The organism is Spirabiliibacterium mucosae (assembly GCF_014884965.1).
Taxonomy (GTDB): domain Bacteria; phylum Pseudomonadota; class Gammaproteobacteria; order Enterobacterales; family Pasteurellaceae; genus Spirabiliibacterium; species Spirabiliibacterium mucosae.
Genome location: NZ_JABTBO010000011.1, coordinates 1 through 23,408, shown reverse-complemented (window position 1 = coordinate 23,408; position 23,408 = coordinate 1). Strand labels below are relative to the sequence as shown.

The window sequence follows — 23,408 nt, the reverse complement described above, 5'->3', positions numbered from 1 at the left end:
AAAGAGACTCCAACCATGTGGCAAAAATGGCTGACGATTGCCTTCACGATCATGCTCGCAAGCGCGTGCACCAGTGTGCAACAAGGCACGCAAAGTGTGCAATACCGCACCAACACCCCCGCGAACATGTCTGCCAAAGGCGATTTTATGGAGTTTTTGCAGCTGCAAAATTTTTATCGCAAATGGGCCGGTGTGCGTTACCGCCTAGGCGGCAACACCAAGCGCGGCATTGACTGCTCGGCGTTTGTCTCGCGCGCCTTTGCCAACGTGTTTGGCGTCGCCCTGCCGCGCACCACCTCCGAGCAGCGCTATGTTGGCAAGCGCATCAACAAGGCGGATTTGCAACCTGGCGATCTCATCTTCTTCCGCCGCAACCGCCATGTCGGCATATACATCGGCAACGGCGATTTCATTCACGCCAGCACCAGCCAAGGTGTGACCACCAGCTCGATTGAAAGTGGCTACTGGGCACGGCACTATTCTCAAGCGCGCCGCGTGGTGAATTAATGGCGTTGCAGCTCAGCGTTCACCATATTGCCATCATCGCCTCTAACTACGCCAAATCTAAAGTGTTTTACACCGATGTTTTAGGTGCGCGCATTATTCATGAAACCTACCGCGCCGAGCGCGACAGCTACAAGCTTGATCTGGCCTTGGCCGACGGCGTGCAAATTGAGCTATTCTCCTTCCCAGCACCACCCGCGCGGCCAACACAACCCGAAGCTTGCGGCTTGCGCCACCTCGCCTTTGGCGTTGATGACATCGAAAGTGCGGTCAATTATCTTAGCGAGCACGGCATTGCCTGCGAACCCATCCGCATCGACCCAATCACCGCGCGCGCCTACACCTTTTTCAAAGACCCCGACAACCTACCGTTAGAGCTTTATCAAAAATAAAAGTGCGGTTTAACCGCACTTTGTGTTTTAGTCTTCGCCTTTTTTGAACTTCGCGATGCGTTGAAGGTGTTGCGAGATTTTGGCGAATTTGTGGGTTTCGTGTTCGTCCCACACGATAGGGTAGTAGGGCGAGAGCGCTTCAAATGTGCGGTTGGAGTCGAGCACGCCGTCGTGAGTGGAGAGGAAGACGATGCAGTTGTGGCGGTTTTTCTCGCGAAATTGGCTCACGCATTTGGTTTTGATGTCTTCGTACTCTTCAGGGCGGTCGATTTTGCCTTGCATATTTTCTTGCGGGTAGAGGTTGGGGTTGAACAGCGCTTGTTTGATGTTGCACAAAAAGCCAATGCGCTCCGCCCAGTAGCCGCCAAGGCCCACGCCGCAAATCAGTGGGGATTCGTCTTGGCTTTCGGTCACTAATTTATGCACCTCGTTGAGCAAAAATTGCATATCGTGGCGCGGGTGGAGTGTGCTGTAATTGACAAAGCGCACATCGGGGTCAATGAATTTCAATTGCATGATTTTTTCATGATTGCCTGGGCTGCTAGAGTCAAATCCGTGAAGATAAATAATCATAATGCTATCCTTTTTGTTTTAACCTTACTCAATTTTCACCCGCGCTGCAATGTGCGCAAGTCAAAAGTGTGGGCTTAATCGCCTTTTTGTGCCACGCGTTTTTCCAGTGCGATGATCATTTGCAATGCAATGTCGATTTTGCTTACCCGCTCGATGGTTTCAAGCCCAGGGCTGGCGTTGACTTCTAGCACCAATGGGCCGTTGGCAGAGCGAATCAAATCCACCCCCGCCACATCAAGGCCGAGCACACTGGCCGCGCGCAGGGCAATCTCGCGCTCTTGAGCTGTGAGCGCCACCTCGCAGGCTTGCCCGCCGCGGTGGGCATTGGCGCGAAATTCGCCCTCTTGCCCGCTGCGCTGCATGCTGGCGACAATGCGATTGTCGATCACAAAACAGCGCAAATCCGCACTTTGCGCCTCGCTGATAAAATCTTGCAACAGCGTTGGGATATTGGCGCCGTTGAGAGTTTCTAAAATGCTGACCGCACTTTGCTTTTTCTCTGCCAGCATCACGCCAATGCCTTGCGCGCCGGAGAGGGTTTTCAAAATCGTTGGGCTTTGGATGAAATCCAGCGCCAATTTGCCTTCAAATTCAAGACCCGCGAGCAAGCTGTTGGGCACGGGGATGTTGTGCTGTTGCAGCAGCAACAAGCTGTGCCATTTGTCGCGCGCGTTTAAAAACGCCTGCGCACTGTTAAGGCAGGGCACGCCTTTGGCTTGAAAATGGTGGAGCACAGCGCAGCCCATTTTGGTGCTGCTGGCGCCAAAGCGTGGGATCACCGCGTCATAGTCGCCCAAGGGCAAAGCGGGGGATTTGTATTTGGCTTGATAATAAAAATGAACCTGCTCGCCTTCGATTTTCAACGCAAAGCGGTTGGGGTCTAAAATGTCTAATTGATGGCCGCCACTTTCTGCCGCCTCAAGCAGGCGCTGGCAGCTGTAAAGACGCGGCTCGCGGCAGAGCATTAATAATTTCATCTTTTTTGTTACATCGGTTTAGTTTGGCTGATATGTTACACCAATTACGGCGATGGGAAAAAACTTTTCGATTTTAAGCCAATTTCAGTTAAAATAAAGCGGTTTAAATCACTTTTTAAGGAGCTAGTATGTTTGTTGTTATTTTTGGTCGCCCAGGCTGCCCATATTGCGTGCGCGCAAAAGAATTGGCTGAAAAATTGGAAAAAAGCCAAGAAGATTTCAGCTATCGTTATATCGACATCATTGCGGAAGGCATCAGCAAAGCAGATTTGTCCAAATCCGTTGGCAAACCGGTTGAAACCGTGCCACAAATTTTTGTCGACGAGCAACCAATCGGCGGCTGCACTGACTTTGAAGCCTTTGTGAAAGAAAATTTGGTGTGGTGGCGTAACCGCACTTTGGTGTTGAAACGCACTGCGTTGGCAGTGCGTTTTTTTTAAGGAGTGATATGGAAACTTTACCTAACTGCCCACAATGTCAGGGCGAATACGTTTACAGCGACGGTGTGCACCTCGTTTGCCCAAGCTGCGGCTTTGAATGGCATCCCGATGAGGCGCCAATCGATGACGATGCCTTGATTGTGAAAGACGCCAACGGCAATGTGCTCAGCGACGGCGACAGCGTGATTTTGGTCAAAGATCTCAAAGTCAAAGGCTCGTCGATGGTGCTGAAAAAGGGCAGCAAAGCGAAAAACATCCGCCTGGTAGACGGCGATCACAACGTGGATTGCAAAATCGACGGCGTGAGCATGATGTTGAAATCAGAATTTTTGAAAAAAGCCAACTAAGCTGACCGCACTTTTTAAAAGTGCGGTTTTTTATAAATAGGCGGCCATGATCACGGCGTGTTCACGCCCGCCGTCGGGGGTTGGGTAGTAGTTTTTGCGCAGGCTAACTTCATTAAACCCAAGCGTGTCGTAAAGGCGCTGGGCGCGCTGGTTGGACTGGCGCACCTCAAGCCAAAGTGTGGCCACGCCTTGCGCGCGCAGGCTCTCCATCAGCGCGCTTAACAACGCTTTGCCTAAGCCTTGGCGTTGATACTCTGGCGCGATGGCGAGGTTAAACAGAGTTGCTTCATCGAGCACCACTTGGCAGATAGCAAAGCCGGCAATGTGGCCTTGGTGGGTGATTTTTAAATTGCAATAACGCTCGCCTTGGTTATTGCACAGTGTGCCATATGACCACGGCACGGCGTGGGCGGCGCATTCAATGGCATAAAGTGCGGTGAAATCCGCCTGCGTAACGGGGCTAATGGTCATCGGCTTGCGCTTTAAGCAGTGGGCTGGCTTGCAAATCGTGCCACAGCGCACGCTTGGCCTGCGCGCTGGCTTTCAGCTGTGCCCAATCAGGCAGGCTCAGTTGGCTAGTGACGCATTGAGCGTTGAATTTCGGCGCAACGGCAGGCGTGCCGACAAACCAGAGGGAAATCGGGTGCTGACAGGCAATGCGCGGCAGTTGCTCGGGGCTGGCCACGTGGCAGTGCTCAGCGCGAATGTTCAGCGCGCGTAAAATGTCACCAAACAGCGGGTGGGGCAGCTGGGCGTGAGGCTGGATAATCAGCAATTTCACCTGCGCGCCGAGTTGCAGCAAACTCGCCCCTTGAAACACCTGCGGGCGGCGGATTTGCCAGGTGGTGATGCCCATTTGAGCCAAAAGTTGCTGCTGGCGTGACATAGTGCCCCTTGAATGTAAGTTTTGCGAGAATGCGCTATAATGGCGCCATTTTAGCGTATAAAGAATAGGATTTGTAGTGTTAAGTGTTGAAAGCCAAGTGCTCACCCGCCAGCGAGATTTACTCGCAGGCCGTTCGCTCCATTTTGCCGGCGTTGTGCGCGACAGCCTGCCGGCGCAGCTCAGCGCTCAAAGTGCGGTGTCGCTCAGCAGTTTTTATTTTGATTACCTCGCACAAAACCGCACTTTGGATAATGCCCAGTTCGGCCAGCCGAGCGACTGGCAGGCGGATTTATTGATCTATTATTGGGGCAAAAACAAGCAAGAAGTGCGCTTTGAGCTGCTGCAATTGCTCAGCCTGGCACCTGTGGGCCAACGCGCACTGATTGTCGGGGAAAATCGCGCTGGTGTGCGCTCGGTGGAAAGCCTGCTGGCACCGTTTGGATCGATTCAAAAAATTGACTCCGCACGCCGCTGCGGGCTTTATCATTTCACCCTTGAGCGAGTGCCGGAGTTTTCAGCCGAGGAGCACTGGCGCTGTTATGCGCCCGCCAGCCTTGAAGGCTTGCGCGTCTGCGCCCTGCCCGGGGTGTTCAGCGCGGGGGAATTGGACGCGGGCACCGCACTTTTACTTTCCACATTGCAAAGTGCGGTCAAAGGGCGCGTGTTGGACGTGGGCTGCGGAGCGGGCGTGATTGGCGCATATATCAAGCAGAAAAACCCCGCCATTGAGCTACTGCAAAGCGACATTCACGCCATGGCAATTGCCTCCAGCCAGCGCACCTTGGCGGAGAACGGCCTGCATGGCGAGGTGGTGGCCAGTGATGTGTTCTCGCAGATTGAGGGCAAATTTAATCTCATCATCTCCAACCCGCCGTTTCATGATGGGATAGACACCGCCTATGCCGCCAGCGAGCGGCTGATTGCGCAAAGCAAAGCGCATTTATATTCAGGCGGCGAGCTGCGCCTGGTAGCCAATGCCTTTTTGCCTTACCCCGATATGCTTGCGCGTGCCTTTGGGCGCGTAGAGGTGCTGGCGCAAAGCAGCAAGTTCAAAGTTTATCGCGCTTTTGCCTAAGGGTGAAACTTGCTATAATTTGCAAAACGTACGCAGGAAACCATTATGACCGATTCAACCATGCCTCACAAACCTGTTATTATCGCCATTGCGGGCGCCTCGGCCTCGGGCAAAAGCTTGATCGCCTCTACCATTCACAAAGAGCTGTGTGAAGAGTTTGGCGGCGACGACCAAATTGGCATTATCAGTGAAGATTCCTACTACAAAGACCAAAGCCATTTGACCTTTGAGCAGCGGATTCAAACCAACTACGACCACCCAAGCTCGATGGATCACGACTTATTGGTGCACCATTTGCAACAGCTTAAAGCAGGATACGCGATTGAGGTGCCAGAATACGACTACGTTGAGCACACCCGCACCGACAAAACCCACACCTTCAAACCAAAGCGGATCATTATTCTCGAGGGCATTTTGCTGCTCACCGATGAGCGTATTCGTAATGAAATCAGCACGTCTATTTTTGTCGATGCGCCGCTGGATATTTGCTTTATCCGCCGTTTGCAGCGCGATATGCAAGAGCGTGGCCGCTCGATGGAATCGGTGGTGTCGCAATACCGCAAAACGGTGCGCCCGATGTTTTTGCAATTTATCCAGCCGTCAAAGCAGTTTGCGGATGTGATTGTGCCCCGCGGCGGCAAAAACCGCATTGCAATCAATATGCTCAAAGCGCAAATTTTGCAAATTTTGAAATAGGAGTGGGCGATGAGATTATGCGACACGGACATTGAGGCCTATTTAGACAACGGCACCATTGGGCTCGAACCGCGCCCAGGCAATGACAAAATCAACGGCGCTACGGTGGACGTGCGCTTGGGGCATTCGTTTCGCGTGTTTCGGGATTACAGCGCGCCTTATATTGACCTCAGTGGCCCAAAAGAGGCGGTTTCTCGCCAGCTGGAAAGCGTGATGAGCGATGAAATTATCTTGCAAGATGATGAGGCCTTTTTCCTCCACCCAGGTGTGCTGGCGCTGGCGACTACTTATGAATCGGTAAGATTGCCAGCGAATGTGATCGGCTGGCTTGATGGCCGCTCGTCGCTTGCCCGCCTTGGCTTGATGGTGCACGTCACCGCCCATCGCATTGACCCAGGCTGGGAGGGCAAAATTGTGCTCGAGTTCTACAACTCGGGCAAGCTGCCGCTGGCGCTGCGCCCGAAAATGGTGATTGGCGCCTTGAGTTTTGAAATTCTCAGCGGCGCGGCGGCGCGGCCGTATAATCATCGCCCGAATGCAAAATACAAAAATCAGCAAAGTGCGGTGGCCAGCCGCATTGATGAGGACAAAGCGTGAGCCGTGGCAAGCTTTATGGCGCGCTTGGCGTGCTGGCGCTGGCAGGGCTTGGCTATTTGGGCTTTAGCCAGCTGCAACAAGCCAAAGCCAACTTGGCCGCGCGCCTAAGCCAAGTGCCCAATTTCACCTTTGGTGAGCTGAGTTTTGGCGTGTGGCCAGCGCCTGAACTGCGCATCGCCAATGTGCGCTATCAGCTTGACGAGCACCAACTTCGCGCCGGCCTTGTGGCGCTGCGCATTGACTGGTGGCGGCTTTTCACACTGCAAGACACCATCAGCGAGGTGCTGGTCACCCACGGCCAATGGTGGCAGCACGGCGATGTGCAAGCCGAGCAAATCCGATTACACATTGATGAAATTGACCCCAAAAACTACGCTTTTGGCAAGGTGCAACTGCAAGGCTACTACGGCGAAAACCCCATCGCGCTCAGTGGCTGGCTGCAGCGCTTTAACAATGGTGTGAAAATCCACCAAGGCGTGTTCCGCCTAAGCCGCGCGAGTTATCGCGAAACCCTTAAATCTTTTGCGCTAGAGGCGCGTGAGCTGAGTGTGGCGTTTCAAGACAAAGCGCTGCAACTGTTCATGCGCCAAGGTGCGCTCAACCAAATGCCGATCGACAAAGCGGTGGTCAACGTGCCCGCCCGCCAAGCAGGCGCAACACGCCTTGAAGTGGCGCTTTATCAACACGCAGGCAAATTGCTGCTGCGTGAGCACAGCGAGGGTGAGCGCGTGGTCAGTGAACTCTCGGGGGAGAATTTGGATCTCGCGCCGTGGTTTACCTTTTTCGACCGCCCAGTGATTGTGCAAGGCCGCGCGCAGCTTGAAGGGCGCATTGAGCGCCAAGCGCGCACCCCACTGCAAGGGCAGATGCAGCTGCAAATCCGTGATGCCAGCGCCAATAGCTTGAACTTGCTTGATATTCTCGGCCAATATGTGCCCGTGAAGTACTACAACGCCGACAAACTCAGTGAAAAACAGCTGCCGCTTGAGCAGCTGGATGTCAGCCTAGATTGGCGTGGCGATGAGCTCTATTTCCGCAAAATGCAAGGGAGCAACGCCATTTTCGCCCTCAACGGCGCGGGCAAAGTGAATTTAGACACCCACCAATGTGTGTTTGAGCTTAAACTCAACGCACGCCGCGCAGAGTTTGAAAACCTCGCCTTGCCGCTGTCACTTTTCGGCCCATGTGGCGCGCTGCAATACAAAGTGCGGTTAGACAAAGGGCTTGGCCAAGAGCTAAAAAACAAAGCCAAAGCTTGGCTTGAAAAACAACAGCAATAAAAACCGCACGTTAAAGTGCGGTTTTCCATTATGGCGCGAGCACGCTTAAACGTTGACGGACATAGCGCTTTTGCTCAACCAAATCGAGCATGGCAATAGCATAGTCAGCATAACTGATAGTGCTTTGTTGCTTGTCATTAACGGTGAATCGTTCACCGGCAAGCTGATACTGCCCAGTGCGCTCACCATCGGCTTGAAAATCAGCAGCAGGGCTTAAGTAGAGCCAATTGACAGCACTGAATGTGCGCAATCGGGTCAAGCCTGCCCCTTGTGCTGTTGCCAGTGGCGCAAACTCGGCTGGGAATGTTGGGCTGTCTTTAAGTTGTGTTTGATGTTGCTCATCCAAATACAAACTCCCCGCACCACCCACTACAGCCAGTTGCGTCTCCAACCCTGATAATTGTTGAGCAAGATGCACCAAATGGGTTGTGTGGCCATCGAGGAGCTCACTTTGGAATACGCCGAAGGCGTCTATCACGACATCGAAGGGTTTGAAGTCGTCAGTCGTGAGATCAAAAATATCACGTTGTTGGTGTGCAAACGTAATATTCTCAAGCGTGATTGGCTGGCGGGAGAATGCGCAAACGTCATGCCCACGGTTGACTGCTTCTTGTAAGATAGCTCGGCCTGCTTTGCCGTTAGCGGCTAAAATTGCAATTTTCATGATGATTTCCTCTTGTTTGTGAATCAGGTGATGATTATCATAGGTGAATACAAAATTAAAAAGAAGTACGCACTTTAAAGTCATATAGTGACCTTTTGTATCTTTATTTAATAATCAGTATGTTATCGAGAATTTTTTATGAAAAATTTACCAGATTGCCCGGTTGAAACCGCACTTTTGTTTATTGGTAACAAATGGCAAGTGCTCATTTTGCGCGATTTGATGAATGGCAAATTACGCTCAAGTGAGCTCAAGCGATCGGTTGGCAACATCACGCAAAAAGTATTGACCGCGAATTTAAGGCTGATGGAAGAGCATGGCTTGGTTAGCCGCACAGTTTACCCAGAAGTGCCGCCGAGAGTGGAATATGAGCTCACGTCATTAGGGTTAACATTGGCGCCAATTCTTGCGCAGCTGGCTCAGTGGGGAGAGCAGTACAAGCGCCAATATGGGCAGAAAAAAACCGCACTTTAAAGTGCGGTTTTTGTGTCTGGGCAGGGCTACATCGCGCCAATCCAGTTTGGCAAGGCCAGTGAGATGGCTGGGATGTAGGTTATCGCGATCAAGAAGGTCAGCATCAGCAGCAGCCACGGCATGGCAGCTTTGATCACCTGTGGCAAGGTCAAGCCTGTGATGGCAGAAGAGACAAACAGGTTCAAGCCCACCGGTGGGGTGATCATACCAATTTCCATGTTCACCACCATGATCACACCCAAGTGGATTGGGTCGATGCCCAATTGGGTGGCGATTGGGAAGAGGATTGGCACCAAAATCAAGATGATGGCAGACGGCTCCATGAACGCGCCCGCCATCAGCAAAATGATGTTGACCACAATCAGGAATTGCCACGCTTGCAAGTCCATTTCCACCACAAGGTTGGTCAATTGCTGCGGGATTTGCTCGGTGGTGAGCACGTGGGCAAAGAGCATGGCGTTGGCGATGATAAACATCAGCATAATGCTCAGCTTGCCGGCTTCCAGCAACACTTTCGGGCACTCGCGCAGTTTGATGTCTTTATACACAAACACCGCGACAAAGAACGAGTACACCGCTGCCACCGCCGCTGCTTCCGTTGGGGTGAAGGCACCGCTGTAAATCCCGCCTAAGATAATCACCATCAAAATCAAGCCCCACAGCGCTTTGCGCGCGGAGGAGAACCACTCACGCACACTGGCGCGTGGCAGCGCTGGCAATTTTTTGATGCGTGCGACCAGATAAATGCCGATCATCAATGCGCCACCGAGCAACAAGCCTGGCACTACGCCGGCCATAAACAAGCGGCCAACGGAGGTTTCCGTTGCAGCGGCATACACCACCATCACCACCGATGGCGGGATCAAGATCCCCAGTGTACCGGCGTTACACACAATCCCAGTGCCGAACTCTTTCGGGTAGCCAGAGCGCACCATGCCGGCAATCGCAATCGAGCCGACTGCGGCCACGGTGGCTGGGCTGGAGCCTGACAAGGCCGCGAAGAGCATACACGAGAGCACTGAGGCGATCGCCAAGCCGCCGCGAATATGCCCCACGGTGGCGTTAGCAAAGTCAATCAAACGCCGCGCCACGCCGCCGGTGGTCATAAACGCACCTGCAAGCAAGAAGAACGGGATGGCCAGCAAGGTGTAGTGCTCAGAGGTTTCAAACAGTTTGATGGCCACCGAGCTTAAGGTGTCTTGACTGAAGAAAATAATGGTTAATGAGCCTGAAAGCCCGAGCGCGACGGCAATCGGCACGCCAATGAGCATTAAAATAAATAAACAGGCGAATAAAATAAAATCGTCATAACCGCTCCTTAATGATGCTCTTCTTGCAATTTCACGGCGTCTTTTGCCTCATCGGCGAGGCCAAGGTCGTTTTGTTTACCTTGCAAGATGCGAACAAAAATTTCTAAAAAGCGTGCAAAAATCATGCCATAACCGATTGGAATGATAAGCCCGATGTGCCATAGTTGAATGCCGAAATCATGCAAATCGTCGGCGCCGACGTTGGCAATCAATAGCGCTTTGACCCATTCATAGCTGGCGTAGGTGATGAGCCCTGCATAAATCAAACAGGCCGCACAGGCGATGATGCTCACCACGCGCTGCACCGGTGTTGAGAATTTTTTCACGATGGCATCCACGCCGATGTGGCCGGCGGTGCGCACACCATAAGAGGCGCCAAAAAAGATCAACATCGCAAAGAGCAATTTGGTCAGTGCCACGCTCCAGGTCATCTCTTGTGCCACGGTGATGCAAAAATCACCAATCGGCAAAAAAATGCCTTCCAGCGAGGGGAATGCGTCAGCGAGATCATAAAACGGCGTGTAGAGATTGTTGAACATTACATAGCTGAACGTCACCAGCGTCATGGCCGCCAGTGAAGTTGCGATCATAAATTCTTCTAATTTTCCCCAAAAGTAATTAAACCACTGCATAACTATGCCTTCTCAAGGTAGGACAAAGTGCGGTCGAACCGCACTTTTATAGTTGGATTATTTATTGTTTGATGCTTCCGCTGCTTGGATTAAATCAGCACCGATCGCGCCTTCAAATTTTTTCCAAACTGGGCGCATCGCGTCACGCCACTCTTTGCGTTGCTCAGGTGTGAGGGTGATGATTTCAGTGGTGCCCGCTTCTTGGATGCGTTTTTTATCCGCGAGGTTAAACTCATGGGATTTTTTATTCACGCTGTCGCTGACGGTTTCCATGATTTCACTCAAGCCTTTGCGCACATCATCAGGCAAGCCGTCCCAGAATTTGGTGTTCACGATAACCATGTAAGAGAGCAAGCCGTGGTTGGACTCGGTGATGTATTTTTGCACCTCGTTGATTTTTTGCGAATAGATGTTGGAGTATGGGTTTTCCGCCCCGTTCACCACACCGGTTTGCAAGCCTTGATACATTTCACCAAAGGCCATTTTGCGTGGCACCGCGTGGAGTTGTTTGAACTGCGCATCAAGCACTTCAGAGTTTTGTACACGGAATTTCAAACCACGCGCATCTTTTGGCACCACCAATTTTTTGTTGGCAGAGAGTTGTTTAAGGTCATTGTTCCAGTAGCCAAGGCCGGTGATGCCTTTGTCTTTCATGCTTTCAAGCAAGCTTTTGCCCGCGTCGCTTTTTTCAAAGCGTTGCACTGCTTCAATGTCGTCAAACAAGAACGGCAAATCGAACAATTGGATTTTTGGCGTATATTTGTCAAATTTCGCCAGTGATGGCGCGAGCATTTGCACGTTGTTTAGCAATAATGCTTCCATCTCTTTGCCGTCACCGTAGAGTGAGGAGTTGGAATAGACTTCAACTTTAACCTGGCCTGGGAATTTTTCTTCAGCCATTTTTTTAAACAGTAATGCGCCTTGGCCTTTCGGGGTTTCATCTGCCACCACGTGAGAGAATTTAATCACAATAGGTTCTGCGGCAAAGGCGTTTGAGGAGAATACAGCACCAAGTGCGGTTGCCGAAACGAGTACGCTAAGTAGATTTTTCTTCAATTTCATAAGGCGATCCTTTAGTTGATTTGATTACGAGTTGCTTTCATTGCATCTATACAATAGCAACGGATAAATTTTAGTAAATTACCTTTTTGTGAAAAGTTGATCTTGTTCGCAAAAATTTAACAACTATTTCACGCTTTTGAGGTATTTGCAGCATTTTTCGCCAGCATGTGCGGGCGCTCAAACGGAATCTCTGAAAGATTATTTACTTTTATAGTAACTTTAGTTATTATTATCGCGTTTATAATTAAGTGCGTATTGATTGAAGGAGATACACCGATGATTAATTTTTCCGATATTGAGAATTCAATAAAACAGTGTGCTCAATCAGAAACGGATATGCCGATTGAAAAAGTCCTCACCATCCGCTTGATGATGCACACCGTCAATGGCTATTTGGAGCATCGCAACAAATTGCTCAAACAGTGGGGGCTTAATGATACTTTGTTTATGGCGCTGGCCGTGCTGTTCACCCAGCCGGATTACACCATTCAGCCGTCAAAACTGAGCGAAATTTTAGGCTCATCGCGCACCAACGCCACGCGCATTTCCGATGATTTAGTCGAGCGTGGCTGGATTGAGCGGGTGATGAGCCCAACCGATCGCCGCTGCTTTTTACTCAAGCTCACCGAAGAGGGGCATGAGTTCATCAACGCCCGCCTGCCAAAGCAGTGGGAGAATATCAACGCCGCGTTTGAAGGCTTAAGCCCACAAGAAATTGAGCAGCTTTATGCCATTTTGCATAAATTAGCCAATAACGTTGGCGTTGCATAAAACAACAATAATAAAAGGTAAACCTATGTCAAACACTCCAACTGTGCCTGAGCAAGAGCCAAACGCCCAGCCAGGCAAAACCAAAACCAGCAAAAGCCGCAAACGCAAAAAAGCCCTGAGCATTTTTGTGCTGGTGCTGATTGTGATTGCCATTGCCAGCTTTGCTTATTGGTTTTCTTCCTCAAAGGTTATGAAGAAACGGAAGATGCTTACGTGAACGGCAACCAAGTAATGGTCTCCGCCCAAGTGCCAGGCAACATCGCCAGCATCAATTATGAAAACACCGATTATGTTGCCGCAGGTGATGTGTTGCTCACCTTGGACGACACCAACGCCAAGCTGGCTTTTGAACAAGCTAAGGCCAATTTAGCCAGTGCCGTGCGCCAAATCGGGCAGTTGCGGTTTCAAGTTTCACAACTTAAATCGATGGTTGAGGCCAAGCAAATTGCCTACAACCAAGCACAAGCCGACCTTGACCGCCGCGTGGCGTTAGGCAAAAGTGGCGCCATCGCCAAAGAGGCTTTGCAACACGCTAAAGACAACGCCACCGCTGCTCGCGCTGGGCTGAAAGCCGCGCAAGATCAACTCGCGGCGACCAAAGCGTTGTTGGGTGAGAGCGATTTGCCATCGCAACCGAGTGTGCAGCAAGCCGCTGTGGCACTGCGCAAAGCGTGGCTCGATTTGCAACGCACCCAAGTGGTTGCCCCGGTCAGTGGCCATGTGGCACGCCGCAGCGCACAAGTGGGCGCTATGGCAGCTGTTGGCACGCCGCTGATGGCGATCATCCCAACCAAAGAGGTGTGGGTGGACGCCAACTTTAAAGAAACGCAGCTAAAAGAGATGCGCGTAGGTCAAAGCGTGAAGCTCTATTTTGATATGTATGGCGACATTGAGTTTGACGGCCGCGTGGTGGGCATTGAGCCAGGCACAGGCAGCGCGTTCTCTCTGCTGCCAGCGCAAAATGCAACGGGGAATTGGATCAAAGTGGTGCAACGGGTGCCTGTGCGCATCGCGCTGGAGCCTGAGCAGCTTGAAAAACACCCACTGCGCATTGGCCTTTCCGCCAAAGTGGAGGTGCACACCGCCGAGCGCGAAGGGGACAATTTAGCCGCCGTGAGTTCAGGCGAACCGCTCTTTGCCACCGACACGCTTAATTACAATCAGCAAGAGGCGGACGCGTTAATTCAACGCATCATTCGTGACAACGCACAGCAATAGGACGCGCCATGCAAAAGACATATCCACCGCTGAAAGGCGGCGCGTTGGTCATCCTCACCTTGGCGCTGGCCTTGGCGACATTTATGCAGGTGCTGGATTCCACCATCGCGAATGTGGCTATCCCGACCATTGCCGGCGATCTCGGTGCCTCGATTAGCCAAGGCACTTGGGTTATCACCTCCTTTGGGGTGGCCAATGCGGTGGCGATCCCGATCACCGGCTGGCTGGCCAAACGCATTGGTGAAGTGCGGTTATTTTTGATCGCGACCGCACTTTTTGTGCTGTTCTCGTGGCTGTGTGGCATTTCGCACAGTTTGGGCATGCTGATTTTTTGCCGCATTATGCAAGGGCTGGCGGCCGGGCCAATTATTCCGCTGTCGCAAAGTCTGCTACTCAATAACTACCCGCCAGAACGGCGCGGCATGGCGCTGGCGTTTTGGTCCATGACGGTGGTGGTGGCGCCGATTTTCGGCCCAATTTTGGGTGGCTGGATCAGTGACAACCTCCATTGGGGCTGGATCTTCTTCATCAACGTGCCGATTGGGCTGGCGGTGGTGGCGATGTCGTGGAAAACCATTGGCAAGCGCGAAAGCGAGATTGTGCAGCAACCGGTGGATGCCGTCGGGCTGGTGTTGCTGATTTTGGGCGTGGGCTGCTTGCAGCTGATGCTCGACCAAGGCCGCGAACAAGATTGGTTCAATTCCACTGAAATCGTGGTGCTGAGCATTATCTCCGCCATTGGCTTGACCGCACTTATCATTTGGGAGCTGACCGACGACAACCCGGTGGTCGACATTTCGCTGTTTAAATCGCGCAATTTCACCATTGGCTGCTTGAGCACCAGTTTGGCCTTTTTGGTGTATATCGGCTCGGTGGTGCTTATTCCATTGCTGTTGCAAAATGTGTTTGGCTACACCGCCACCTGGGCGGGGCTGGCGGCCGCGCCTGTGGGCATTTTGCCGATTTTGCTCTCGCCGATTATTGGTAAATACGGCGCGAAAATCGATATGCGGCTGTTGGTCACCTTGAGCTTTTTTGTTTACGCCGCCACCTTCTACTGGCGCGCGGTGACTTTTGAGCCGAACATGACCTTTATGGACGTGGCGTTGCCGCAATTTGTGCAAGGCTTGGCGGTGGCGTGCTTTTTCATGCCACTGACCACCATCACGCTGTCTGAAATTCCGCCAGAGAAAATGGCCTCGGCGTCGAGTTTATTCAACTTTTTGCGCACCCTAGCAGGTTCGGTTGGCACCTCGCTGACCACCTTTTTGTGGTATCGCCGCGAGGCGCTCCACCACGCCCAGCTCACGGAGTTTATCTCGCCGTATAACATCAACTCTCAACTATTTTATGAGCAGATGCACCATTTGGGCATGAACGACACGCAAATTGGCATGTACCTCGCACGCCTCATCACTGGCCAAGGGTTTATTCTCGGCGCGAATGAAGTGTTCTGGCTCTCGGCACTCATTTTCTTGTCGCTGTTTATCGTCATTTGGCTGGCCAAGCCGCCGTTTGGCCACGCCGGCCCGCCGAAGGTGAAGCAGCATAAATATAAAAAACCGCACTTTAGTCAAAGTGCGGTTTTGTTTTCAAACGTGCGGTTAAAACAGCTTATCAACAGCTTCATAGGCTTGGGCTAGGGCTTGTTCGCCCGCCATGGCGGTGTTTTCAACGTGAATCACATTGACATTAACGAGCCCGACAAAGCCGAGTACTTGTTTCACCCAGCCCGTCATAAAGTCATAAGGCTGGCCGGCGTAGCTGCCGCCGCTGGCAATCACCACGGTCACGCCCACATCGGGCAGCAGGCCTTCAGGGCCGTTGACGCCGTAGCGAAAGGTCACGCGCGGGCGGGCGATGTAATCCACATACGCCTTAAAGCTCGCCGGCGCGGTGAAGTTGTATCGCGGCAGGCCAATGATGATGTGATCAGCGTTTTTCAGCTCGCTGATGAGCGTGTCGGCCAAGGCGATGGCCTGTTGCTGCACCGCACTTTCACTTAAACCTGCGCGAATGGCGGCCGCCGTTTCTGCAGTGAGCACGGGCACGCCGTGCTGGTTTAAGTCACGTTCGGTGATCGTCACATCAGGCGAGGTGGCTTTGGCTTTCGCCACAATGGCGTCCACCACCTTGTTTGAAAAACTCTTCTCGCCGTTGACGGAGGTTTTCAACACCAATATATTGTTCATAATCATCCTCAATTTTGAGTTGAAAAAAAACCGCACTTTAATCAAAGTGCGGTCTGAAACGTGGGGATGGGTTACATCATGCCACCCATGCCGCCCATGCCACCCATGCCCGCAGCACCCATGTCAGGCGCGTCGGCTTTAGGCAGCTCGGTCACCATGCATTCGGTGGTGATCATCAAGCCTGCGATAGAGGCAGCAAATTGCAACGCTGAACGGGTCACTTTGGTTGGGTCCAGGATACCCATTTCCACCATGTCGCCGTATTCTTCTGTCGCGGCGTTGTAGCCGTAGTTGCCTTTGCCGTCTTTCACGTTGCGAGCCACCACTGAGGCTTCTTCACCCGCGTTGGTCACGATTTGACGCAGTGGCGCTTCCATCGCGCGCAGCGCGAGTTTAATGCCCACGTTTTGCTCTTCGTTGTCGCCGGTGAGATCAGCCAGTTCGCTGGCCACGCGAATCAACGCCACACCACCGCCGGCTACTACGCCTTCTTCCACCGCAGCGCGGGTAGCGTGCAGGGCGTCTTCAACGCGGGCTTTTTTCTCTTTCATTTCCACTTCGGTTGCGGCACCCACTTTAATGACGGCCACACCGCCGGCGAGTTTTGCAACACGCTCTTGCAGTTTTTCACGGTCGTAATCGGAGGTGGATTCCTCGATTTGTTGGCGAATTTGCGCCACGCGTGCGCTGATTTGATCTTGCTCACCAATGCCATCAATGATGGTGGTGTTGTCTTTGGTGATCACAACGCGTTTGGCTTGGCCAAGCTCTGCCAATGTGGCTTTGTCCAATTCCATGCCGATTTCTTCAGAAATCACAGTACCTGCGGTGAGGATGGCGATATCTTGCAACATCGCTTTGCGGCGGTCACCAAAGCCTGGTGCTTTCACCGCAGCGACTTTCACGATGCCACGCATGGTGTTGACCACCAAAGTTGCCAGCGCTTCACCTTCCACGTCTTCGGCTACGATAAAGAGCGGTTTGCCTGCTTTAGCAACGGCTTCTAACACAGGGAGTAATTCACGGATGTTGGAGATTTTTTTATCTACCAACAAAATGTATGGGTTGTCGAGCTCCATGCTGCCGGTTTCGGGTTTGTTGATGAAATAAGGCGAGAGGTAGCCACGGTCAAATTGCATCCCTTCTACCACGCTCAGTTCATCTTCTAAGCCGCTGCCGTCTTCCACGGTAATCACGCCTTCTTTGCCAACTTTGTCCATTGCTTGGGCAATCAATTTGCCCACGGTGTTATCCGAGTTGGCAGAGATAGTGCCCACTTGTTCGATCGCTTTAGAATCAGCACACGGCACAGAGAGTTTTTTCAGCTCTTCCACCCCTGCGCTCACAGCTTTGTCGATGCCGCGTTTGAGATCCATTGGGTTCATGCCTGCGGCCACCGCTTTCAAGCCTTCAGTCACAATCGCTTGTGCCAGCACAGTCGCGGTGGTGGTGCCGTCGCCTGCAGCGTCGTTGGCTTTGGAGGCCACTTCTTTCACCATTTGGGCGCCCATGTTTTCAAATTTATCTTCCAATTCAATTTCACGCGCCACAGACACACCATCTTTGGTGATGGTTGGTGCGCCAAATGATTTGTCTAGCACCACGTTGCGGCCTTTCGGGCCTAAAGTGACTTTCACGGCGTTAGCCAATACATTCACGCCATCTAACATTTTAATGCGTGCGTCGTTGCCGAATTTTACGTCTTTTGCTGCCATAATCAGTAATCCTTTTTTCGTTGAGTTTTATTATTCTACGATTGCCAAAACGTCGTTTTCAGACAAAATCAACACCTCTTCGCCGTCGATTTTTTCTGCTTTCACGCTATAGCCTTCATTAAAAATCACAGTGTCGCCAACTTTTACATCGAGCGGTTGAACTTGGCCGTTTTCTAAAATGCGGCCTTTGCCCACTGCCAGCACTTTGCCGCGAGTCGATTTTGTCGCCGCAGAGCCTGTCAGCACAATGCCGCCAGCGGATTTAGTTTCAACTTCTTCACGTTTGATAATCACGCGATCATGTAATGGACGAATATTCATTTAAAACTCCTTCTGAGGTTAAAAACACAAGGCGCCCGCGCGCCAATTTTGATACTCACTTTTATATGGGCAGCGCGAGCGTCTTTCAAGGGGGAAAATAAAAATTATTTCAAAGTGCGGTCGTCATCGGCCTTTTTGGCGTATTCCGCCTCAAATACCGTGTCGTCAGCGGCGTTATTGCTTTGCCCTTGGCGCTTAAAGTGGCCAAACCGCTGCACAAAGGCAAAGCCTTTCACGCGCTTAATCAGCCAGCGCTCAAGCAATAGGCTGGTGGTGGGCAAGAGCAAAAGAATAGCAAAAATGTCGCTTAAAAAGCCCGGGATGAAAAACAGCACGCCGGCGGTGATCCAAATCGCGCCTTGGAACAAACTGCGAGAGGGGATTTCGCCTGCGCGCAGTTGTTGCTGGAGTTTCATCATGGTATACCAGCCGCGCATACGGATTAAAAACAGCCCCACCAGCGAGGAGAGCAGCAACAACAGCAGCAACGGGAGCACGCCAATGGCGCTGCCGATGCTCACCAACAAGGTCAGTTCAAGATAGACATAAAGCGCGATAATCGCGAAAAAAATCAAAATGGGCATGCTTTGCTCCTTTGTGGCCTAATGCCAATTAAATGGGGGCAAAAGTGCGGTTTTCAAGGCTAAGATTCATTACAAAAAGTAATGCATAAAATAAATTAATGTCGAATGATCTCGGCGCGATTTTGCGTAAAATGGTAACCACAACGAGGTACAAACCAACGAAAGGAGATGTTATGACAGCGTTTAGAAAAGAAAAAGATTTATTAGGTGAACGTGATGTGCCAGCCGATGTCTATTGGGGCATCCACACCTTGCGTGCGGTGGAAAATTTCAATATTTCCAGCGCGAAAATTTCCGACATTCCTGCCTTTGTGCGTGGCATGGTGATGGTGAAAAAAGCCGCCGCCAAAGCCAACATGGAGCTGAAAGTGATCCCAAAAGCCGTTGGTGAGGCGATTGTCAAAGCCTGTGACCAAGTGCTTGAAGAGGGCAAATGCCTTGATCAATTCCCGTCTGACGTTTACCAAGGCGGCGCGGGCACGTCAGTGAACATGAACACCAACGAAGTGGTCGCCAACCTAGCGCTGGAAATTCTCGGCCATCAAAAAGGGGAGTACCAATACCTCGACCCGATGGATCACGTCAACGCCAGCCAATCCACCAATGACGCCTACCCAACGGGCTTTCGCATTGCGGTGTACACCTCATTGATGGAGCTGGTGGAAAAAATCCGCTATTTGCAAGAGGGCTTTGAGCACAAAGCAAAAGAATTTGCCAACGTGATGAAAATGGGCCGCACCCAATTGCAAGATGCCGTGCCAATGAGCGTGGGGCAAGAGTTTGAAGCCTTTGCCGTGTTATTGGAAGAAGAAATCGCCAACCTTGAGCGCACCGCGCAATTGCTGCTTGAAGTCAACCTTGGCGCCACCGCCATCGGCACCGGTGTGAACACACCAAAAGGCTATCCAGCGCTGGCCACCCGTTATTTGGCGGAAGTGACAGGCCTGCCTTGCACTTCATCGAAAAACTTGATTGAGGCCACCTCCGACTGCGGCGCATATGTCATGATGCACGGCGCGCTCAAACGCACCGCAGTGAAAATGTCTAAAGTGTGCAACGACTTGCGTTTGCTCTCCTCCGGCCCGCGCGCAGGCTTGAACGAAATCAACTTGCCAGAGCTGCAAGCAGGTTCCTCCATTATGCCAGCCAAAGTTAACCCTGTGGTGCCAGAGGTGGTCAACCAAGTGTGCTTCAAAGTCTTTGGTAATGATTTGACCGTCACTTTCGCGGCCGAAGCAGGGCAGCTGCAACTCAACGTGATGGAGCCGGTGATTGGCCAGGCGATGTTTGAAACCATCTCCTTGCTTGCCAATGCGTGCGTCAACTTGCGTGACAAATGCGTCGACGGCATCACCGTCAACAAAGAAGTGTGCGAAAACTACGTGCTCAACTCCATTGGCATCATCACCTACCTCAACCCGTTCATCGGCCACCACAATGGTGATGTGATCGGCAAAATCTGCGCCCAAACGGGCCGCAGCGTGCGTGAGGTGGTGCTGGAAAAAGGCTTGTTAAGTGAAGAGCAACTCGATGATATTCTCTCACCAGAAAACTTAATGAACCCGACCTACAAAGCCAAAGATGTGGAATAACACCAAAGCTAAATAAGCAAAGTGCGGTCAGGTTTGACCGCACTTTTGTTTTGGGGCTACACCGCACTTTTAAGTTTGTAGTGCAGCAAGAGCATCACGCGTTTGAATCTCGGCACAAAGCGCATCATCAGTGCCACCAGCCAGCCCATGCGATGGTAGCCTTTAAGCTGGTGAAAGAGCGTGGTGTGCAAATGCATCAAGCGCGGGTGCCAACGCTCGGCGATGTGATCGTCGTCGCTGCCGAATTTGAAGTTGGCCTGCATTTGGCTGACCACATCGTGCTTTTGTGTGTTGCGCGCCATAAATGCGCTGCTCATGTCGAATAAAAACTCACCGTGCTCGATGCGATCGGCAATTTGGCTGAAAAATTGACGGTGGTGCTGCTCGTCAAAATACATCAGCACTCCTTCAATCACAAACAAAAAATGCCCGTTTGGGTGTGCGCTGGCAAGCTCTTCAATCCACTGGGTGTCAAACATCGAGCTGGCAATCACGTGCTGATTTTCCGCACAAGGCAGCAGCTGCTCGCGCACGGCAATCACATCAGGCACATCGAGCTCATAAAAAAGCGCATTTTGCGCCAGCGGCCCGATTCGCCCACGGCGATCGTCTAGCCCACAGCCAACGTTGACGATAATTGGGTGGGTGTGTTGCGTGATGAACTCACGGCATTTTTCATCAAAAAACGCCGCACGCAGCGCGGTGCCAACCGCACTTTTCGGTTTGCCGTCAAACTTACTGAAGTCGTAATCAATGGCTTGCACCAGCTTGACCGCACTTTCATCTTGAATTAATGGATCGGGCACTAAGGTCTGCTGAGCACGCATATACAGTGGAATCAGCAAAGTTTCGGAAATAGGATTAGTAAGAAATGGATATTGCGTGGTCATAATGCCTCCTTTTGATAAGGCTATCCTACGCTTATGATAATTGAGAATCAATATCAAATAAGAGGCTTTTATTGGCCGCGCAAGTTATGGTAGGCTAATCAAAATGCCACAAGGGGGAGCTATGCAATTTTACCGCACTTTGTCACCTGTGAAGGTGCTCAGTTTTGACCTTGACGACACCCTTTATGACAATGGGCCGGTGATCGCCGCCGCCGAGCAGGCCTTTTTGACCATGCTGGCGGAAAAAAGCGAGATCGCCGAGCTGGACGCGGCCTATTGGGTGAGCTGGAAGCAGCTCGTTGGCCGGCGCAATGCACAGCTGTGTGAAGACGTGGTGCGCTGGCGGATTGTGGCGATGCGCGCGCTGCTCAATCACCACGGCATCAGCGGCGTGCGTGAGCAGCAAATTGTGCTGGATTGCATGGCGGAGTTTGTCCTTTGGCGGCATAAAGTGAGCGCCAGTGAGCAGGTGGTGAAAACCTTAAACCGCCTGGCTAAGCGCTTCCCGCTGGCGGCCATTAGCAACGGCAATTTGGTGCCGCATCAAATCAACTTACCGCACTTTAGTTTATATTTACGCGGCGGCCAGCACGGGCGCGCCAAGCCCCATGGTGAGTTGTTTGCACGCACGGCGGCGCATTTTAATGTGCGCTGTGAGGAGATTTTGCACGTTGGTGATAGCCTCACCACCGATGTGGCCGGCGCGATTAATGCAGGCTGCCAAGCGGCGTGGTTGCGCGTACCGGCGCAAGATGTGTTTCATGCCCAAGACGCCCGCGTGTTGCCCACGCTGACCATTGACAGCCTCGACGAGCTGCTGGAGTTATTATAACTGCCCGCGGGTGACAATCACGGCCACATTGCGGGCATTAGCCACCGCGCTGGGCTTGCTCACTTTGATGCGCAGGGCAGGGATGGCAAACTCCGCTTGCAGCCTATCACACAACTCATAGGCCAAGCGCTCAATCAACTTAAAGGCGCGCGTTTGGATGTAATCCGTAATCAATTCGCTCACCTGCGCATAATTTAGGCAAAAGGCCACATCGTCACTTTGCGCCGCGCGCTGGCAATCCCACGCCATCTCGACATCAATGATGAGCTTTTGTTTAATCGTTTGCTCCCAGTCATAAACCCCAATGGTTGCGAGCACCTGCAAGCCTTCAATCACAACACGATCGTTCATCTTTCTTCTCAATTTTTGCGTTAATCAACATTTTTTAAGATTATGCCACTAAAATTAGGTATAATGCACCTAATTCTTTAATGGGGAACGAACATCATGAGCCTATTTGCTCTCGCCTATATGCTTTTTGCCTACCTGATTGGCTCCATCTCGAGTGCGATCATCGTCTGCCGCTTGCTCAAGTTACCCGACCCGCGTGACGCGGGATCGCACAACCCTGGCGCGACCAATGTGCTGCGCATCGGTGGCAAAGGGCCTGCGCTGATTGTGCTGGTGTTTGATATGCTCAAAGGCATGCTGCCGGTGTGGGCGGGGTATTATCTCGGCCTTAGCCAATTTGAGCTGGGCATGGTGGCGCTCGGTGCGTGTTTGGGGCACATTTTCCCGCTCTATTACCATTTTCGCGGCGGCAAGGGCGTGGCGACTGCTTTTGGCGCGATTGCCCCGATCGGCTGGGCGGTGGCCGGCTCTATGCTTGGCACTTGGCTGGTGGTGTTCTTGCTCAGCGGCTATTCATCCCTCAGTGCCATCATCACGGCTTTAGCCGTGCCGTTTTATGTCTATTTTTTCAAGCCCGAGTTCACCTTCCCTGTTGCCTTGGTGTGCTGCTTGCTGATTTATCGCCACCACGGCAATATCCAACGCCTTTGGCGCGGGCAGGAAGATAAAATGTGGGCGAAACTCAAGAAGAAAAACGACAATTGAAAATGCAAAGTGCGGTCAAACCGCACTTTTTTATTACTGCATTTTTTTGATAATCACCGCATAGGTGAGCAGTGAAATGCCGTTGGAGATAAGCTCAATCGCCAGCAGCAAGCCGAGCAAGGTGGCCGCTGCGGTGGCGAGGTTGGCGAAAATCACCAGCGAAATCAAAAGCGACAGCAATCCGGAGAACATCACAAAGCCGAAAAACGGCGTTTGGCGCAGCCGCCAAGAGGCCAGCAGTTTCGCCACACCGAGCAGTAACAGCAAGATGGAAATCATCACCGTGAGCGACACCAGGCTCTCCAGCGGGTTGTTGAGCATCACCAAG

Annotated in this window: 28 protein-coding genes and 2 pseudogenes; 15 read left to right on the top strand and 15 right to left on the bottom strand. The window is 52.0% G+C overall.

What is annotated here, in order from left to right; genetic code table 11:
* The first annotated feature begins 15 nt into the window (after nucleotides 1–15).
* Nucleotides 16–507 (top strand): NlpC/P60 family protein, encoded by a 492-nt coding sequence (locus tag HPC37_RS05600; RefSeq protein ID WP_208122199.1) that lies wholly within the window; start codon nucleotides 16–18, stop codon nucleotides 505–507.
* Complete coding sequence (gloA2, locus tag HPC37_RS05595; RefSeq protein WP_208122198.1) at nucleotides 507–896, top strand: SMU1112c/YaeR family gloxylase I-like metalloprotein; 390 nt, start codon at nucleotides 507–509, stop codon at nucleotides 894–896. The genes HPC37_RS05600 and gloA2 overlap by 1 nt, the downstream gene beginning before the upstream one ends.
* Before the next feature lie 27 nt (nucleotides 897–923).
* On the opposite strand, the gene ycfP is transcribed toward gloA2, so the two are convergent.
* The gene (gene ycfP, locus HPC37_RS05590) at nucleotides 924–1,469 is read right to left on the bottom strand and encodes an alpha/beta hydrolase YcfP (RefSeq protein WP_208122197.1); all 546 of its coding nucleotides are present in this window, start codon (nucleotides 1,467–1,469) and stop codon (nucleotides 924–926) included.
* 74 nt (nucleotides 1,470–1,543) lie between these two features.
* Complete coding sequence (locus tag HPC37_RS05585; RefSeq protein WP_208122196.1) at nucleotides 1,544–2,446, bottom strand: ATP-grasp domain-containing protein; 903 nt, start codon at nucleotides 2,444–2,446, stop codon at nucleotides 1,544–1,546.
* Between the two features lie 128 nt (nucleotides 2,447–2,574).
* On the opposite strand from HPC37_RS05585, the gene HPC37_RS05580 reads away from it, so the two are divergent.
* Nucleotides 2,575–2,886: a GrxA family glutaredoxin gene (locus tag HPC37_RS05580; RefSeq protein ID WP_208122195.1), complete on the top strand. Its 312-nt coding sequence runs from the start codon at nucleotides 2,575–2,577 to the stop codon at nucleotides 2,884–2,886.
* Nucleotides 2,887–2,894: 8 nt separating this feature from the next.
* Complete coding sequence (locus HPC37_RS05575; RefSeq protein WP_208122194.1) at nucleotides 2,895–3,233, top strand: zinc ribbon domain-containing protein YjdM; 339 nt, start codon at nucleotides 2,895–2,897, stop codon at nucleotides 3,231–3,233.
* 30 nt (nucleotides 3,234–3,263) lie between these two features.
* On the opposite strand, the gene rimI is transcribed toward HPC37_RS05575, so the two are convergent.
* Together rimI and HPC37_RS05565 are read right to left on the bottom strand one after the other, a co-directional pair.
* Entirely contained in the window at nucleotides 3,264–3,704 is a 441-nt protein-coding gene (gene rimI, locus HPC37_RS05570) for a ribosomal protein S18-alanine N-acetyltransferase (RefSeq protein WP_208122193.1), read from the bottom strand.
* Entirely contained in the window at nucleotides 3,694–4,119 is a 426-nt protein-coding gene (locus tag HPC37_RS05565) for a DNA polymerase III subunit psi (RefSeq protein ID WP_208122192.1), read from the bottom strand. Before HPC37_RS05565 ends, rimI begins: the two co-directional genes overlap by 11 nt.
* A 76-nt stretch (nucleotides 4,120–4,195) precedes the next feature.
* Here HPC37_RS05565 and rsmC point away from each other — a divergent pair, with 76 nt between their 5' ends.
* From rsmC to HPC37_RS05545, 4 genes are read left to right on the top strand one after another with little or no spacing between them, the layout of a single operon-like run.
* Nucleotides 4,196–5,194, top strand: a complete 999-nt coding sequence (gene rsmC, locus HPC37_RS05560; protein ID WP_208122191.1) for a 16S rRNA (guanine(1207)-N(2))-methyltransferase RsmC — start codon at nucleotides 4,196–4,198, stop codon at nucleotides 5,192–5,194.
* 45 nt (nucleotides 5,195–5,239) lie between these two features.
* On the top strand, nucleotides 5,240–5,890 hold the full coding sequence (udk, locus tag HPC37_RS05555) for a uridine kinase (protein ID WP_208122190.1): 651 nt from the start codon (nucleotides 5,240–5,242) through the stop codon (nucleotides 5,888–5,890).
* A 9-nt stretch (nucleotides 5,891–5,899) separates the two neighbouring features.
* Nucleotides 5,900–6,487, top strand: a complete 588-nt coding sequence (gene dcd / locus HPC37_RS05550; RefSeq protein ID WP_208122189.1) for a dCTP deaminase — start codon at nucleotides 5,900–5,902, stop codon at nucleotides 6,485–6,487.
* Nucleotides 6,484–7,767, top strand: coding sequence for a hypothetical protein (locus HPC37_RS05545; RefSeq protein ID WP_208122188.1), 1,284 nt, complete (start codon nucleotides 6,484–6,486; stop codon nucleotides 7,765–7,767). Before dcd ends, HPC37_RS05545 begins: the two co-directional genes overlap by 4 nt.
* 28 nt (nucleotides 7,768–7,795) lie before the next feature.
* Here HPC37_RS05545 and HPC37_RS05540 read toward each other — a convergent pair whose 3' ends face one another.
* Nucleotides 7,796–8,431, bottom strand: coding sequence for an NAD(P)-dependent oxidoreductase (locus tag HPC37_RS05540; RefSeq protein WP_235961458.1), 636 nt, complete (start codon nucleotides 8,429–8,431; stop codon nucleotides 7,796–7,798).
* 138 nt (nucleotides 8,432–8,569) lie between these two features.
* On the opposite strand from HPC37_RS05540, the gene HPC37_RS05535 reads away from it, so the two are divergent.
* Complete coding sequence (locus HPC37_RS05535) at nucleotides 8,570–8,905, top strand: winged helix-turn-helix transcriptional regulator (protein WP_208122187.1); 336 nt, start codon at nucleotides 8,570–8,572, stop codon at nucleotides 8,903–8,905.
* Nucleotides 8,906–8,931: 26 nt separating this feature from the next.
* Here the strand turns inward: HPC37_RS05535 and dctM are convergent, their stop codons facing one another.
* The 3 genes from dctM to HPC37_RS05520 are packed head-to-tail and all read right to left on the bottom strand — an operon-like array spanning nucleotide 8,932 to nucleotide 11,909.
* The gene (dctM, locus tag HPC37_RS05530; protein WP_208122186.1) at nucleotides 8,932–10,176 is read right to left on the bottom strand and encodes a C4-dicarboxylate TRAP transporter large permease protein DctM; all 1,245 of its coding nucleotides are present in this window, start codon (nucleotides 10,174–10,176) and stop codon (nucleotides 8,932–8,934) included.
* Between the two features lie 47 nt (nucleotides 10,177–10,223).
* Nucleotides 10,224–10,847 carry a TRAP transporter small permease gene (locus tag HPC37_RS05525; RefSeq protein ID WP_208122185.1) on the bottom strand — a complete coding sequence of 208 codons (624 nt, stop codon included), beginning with the start codon at nucleotides 10,845–10,847 and terminating at the stop codon, nucleotides 10,224–10,226.
* A gap of 57 nt (nucleotides 10,848–10,904) precedes the next feature.
* A complete protein-coding gene (locus HPC37_RS05520) occupies nucleotides 10,905–11,909 on the bottom strand; it encodes a TRAP transporter substrate-binding protein (RefSeq protein WP_208122184.1) in 1,005 nt (334 codons plus the stop codon).
* 276 nt (nucleotides 11,910–12,185) lie between these two features.
* Here HPC37_RS05520 and mprA point away from each other — a divergent pair, with 276 nt between their 5' ends.
* From mprA to HPC37_RS05505, 3 genes and pseudogenes are all read left to right on the top strand, one after another.
* Entirely contained in the window at nucleotides 12,186–12,680 is a 495-nt protein-coding gene (gene mprA / locus HPC37_RS05515) for a transcriptional repressor MprA (protein WP_208122183.1), read from the top strand.
* A gap of 25 nt (nucleotides 12,681–12,705) precedes the next feature.
* A pseudogene (locus HPC37_RS05510) lies at nucleotides 12,706–13,898 on the top strand (EmrA/EmrK family multidrug efflux transporter periplasmic adaptor subunit).
* A gap of 8 nt (nucleotides 13,899–13,906) precedes the next feature.
* A pseudogene (locus HPC37_RS05505) lies at nucleotides 13,907–15,415 on the top strand (DHA2 family efflux MFS transporter permease subunit); the annotation flags it as partial.
* An 87-nt stretch (nucleotides 15,416–15,502) separates the two neighbouring features.
* On the opposite strand, the gene HPC37_RS05500 reads toward HPC37_RS05505, so the two are convergent.
* The 4 genes from HPC37_RS05500 to HPC37_RS05485 all read right to left on the bottom strand — a co-directional run bounded on the left by HPC37_RS05500 (nucleotide 15,503) and on the right by HPC37_RS05485 (nucleotide 18,710).
* Nucleotides 15,503–16,090 (bottom strand): FMN-dependent NADH-azoreductase, encoded by a 588-nt coding sequence (locus HPC37_RS05500; protein ID WP_208122181.1) that lies wholly within the window; start codon nucleotides 16,088–16,090, stop codon nucleotides 15,503–15,505.
* Nucleotides 16,091–16,161: 71 nt separating this feature from the next.
* On the bottom strand, nucleotides 16,162–17,805 hold the full coding sequence (gene groL, locus HPC37_RS05495) for a chaperonin GroEL (protein WP_208122180.1): 1,644 nt from the start codon (nucleotides 17,803–17,805) through the stop codon (nucleotides 16,162–16,164).
* A gap of 30 nt (nucleotides 17,806–17,835) precedes the next feature.
* On the bottom strand, nucleotides 17,836–18,126 hold the full coding sequence (locus HPC37_RS05490; RefSeq protein ID WP_208122179.1) for a co-chaperone GroES: 291 nt from the start codon (nucleotides 18,124–18,126) through the stop codon (nucleotides 17,836–17,838).
* 104 nt (nucleotides 18,127–18,230) lie between these two features.
* A complete protein-coding gene (locus HPC37_RS05485; protein WP_208122178.1) occupies nucleotides 18,231–18,710 on the bottom strand; it encodes an FxsA family protein in 480 nt (159 codons plus the stop codon).
* Nucleotides 18,711–18,883: 173 nt separating this feature from the next.
* Between HPC37_RS05485 and aspA the strand changes: the two genes are divergently transcribed.
* Nucleotides 18,884–20,302 carry an aspartate ammonia-lyase gene (gene aspA / locus HPC37_RS05480; RefSeq protein WP_208122177.1) on the top strand — a complete coding sequence of 473 codons (1,419 nt, stop codon included), beginning with the start codon at nucleotides 18,884–18,886 and terminating at the stop codon, nucleotides 20,300–20,302.
* A gap of 56 nt (nucleotides 20,303–20,358) precedes the next feature.
* On the opposite strand, the gene HPC37_RS05475 is transcribed toward aspA, so the two are convergent.
* A complete protein-coding gene (locus HPC37_RS05475; protein WP_208122176.1) occupies nucleotides 20,359–21,192 on the bottom strand; it encodes a class I SAM-dependent methyltransferase in 834 nt (277 codons plus the stop codon).
* A 121-nt stretch (nucleotides 21,193–21,313) separates the two neighbouring features.
* Here HPC37_RS05475 and HPC37_RS05470 point away from each other — a divergent pair, with 121 nt between their 5' ends.
* Nucleotides 21,314–22,024, top strand: coding sequence for an HAD-IA family hydrolase (locus tag HPC37_RS05470; protein ID WP_208122175.1), 711 nt, complete (start codon nucleotides 21,314–21,316; stop codon nucleotides 22,022–22,024).
* Here HPC37_RS05470 and folB read toward each other — a convergent pair.
* Nucleotides 22,019–22,375: a dihydroneopterin aldolase gene (folB, locus tag HPC37_RS05465; protein WP_208122174.1), complete on the bottom strand. Its 357-nt coding sequence runs from the start codon at nucleotides 22,373–22,375 to the stop codon at nucleotides 22,019–22,021. The two genes, HPC37_RS05470 and folB, sit on opposite strands and share 6 nt — an antisense overlap.
* Before the next feature lie 96 nt (nucleotides 22,376–22,471).
* Here folB and plsY point away from each other — a divergent pair, with 96 nt between their 5' ends.
* Nucleotides 22,472–23,080: a glycerol-3-phosphate 1-O-acyltransferase PlsY gene (gene plsY, locus HPC37_RS05460; protein WP_208122173.1), complete on the top strand. Its 609-nt coding sequence runs from the start codon at nucleotides 22,472–22,474 to the stop codon at nucleotides 23,078–23,080.
* A 33-nt stretch (nucleotides 23,081–23,113) separates the two neighbouring features.
* Here plsY and HPC37_RS05455 read toward each other — a convergent pair.
* Nucleotides 23,114–23,408, bottom strand: a 295-nt coding sequence (locus HPC37_RS05455) for a DUF308 domain-containing protein (protein ID WP_208122172.1), incomplete at its 5' end; no start/stop codon positions are given.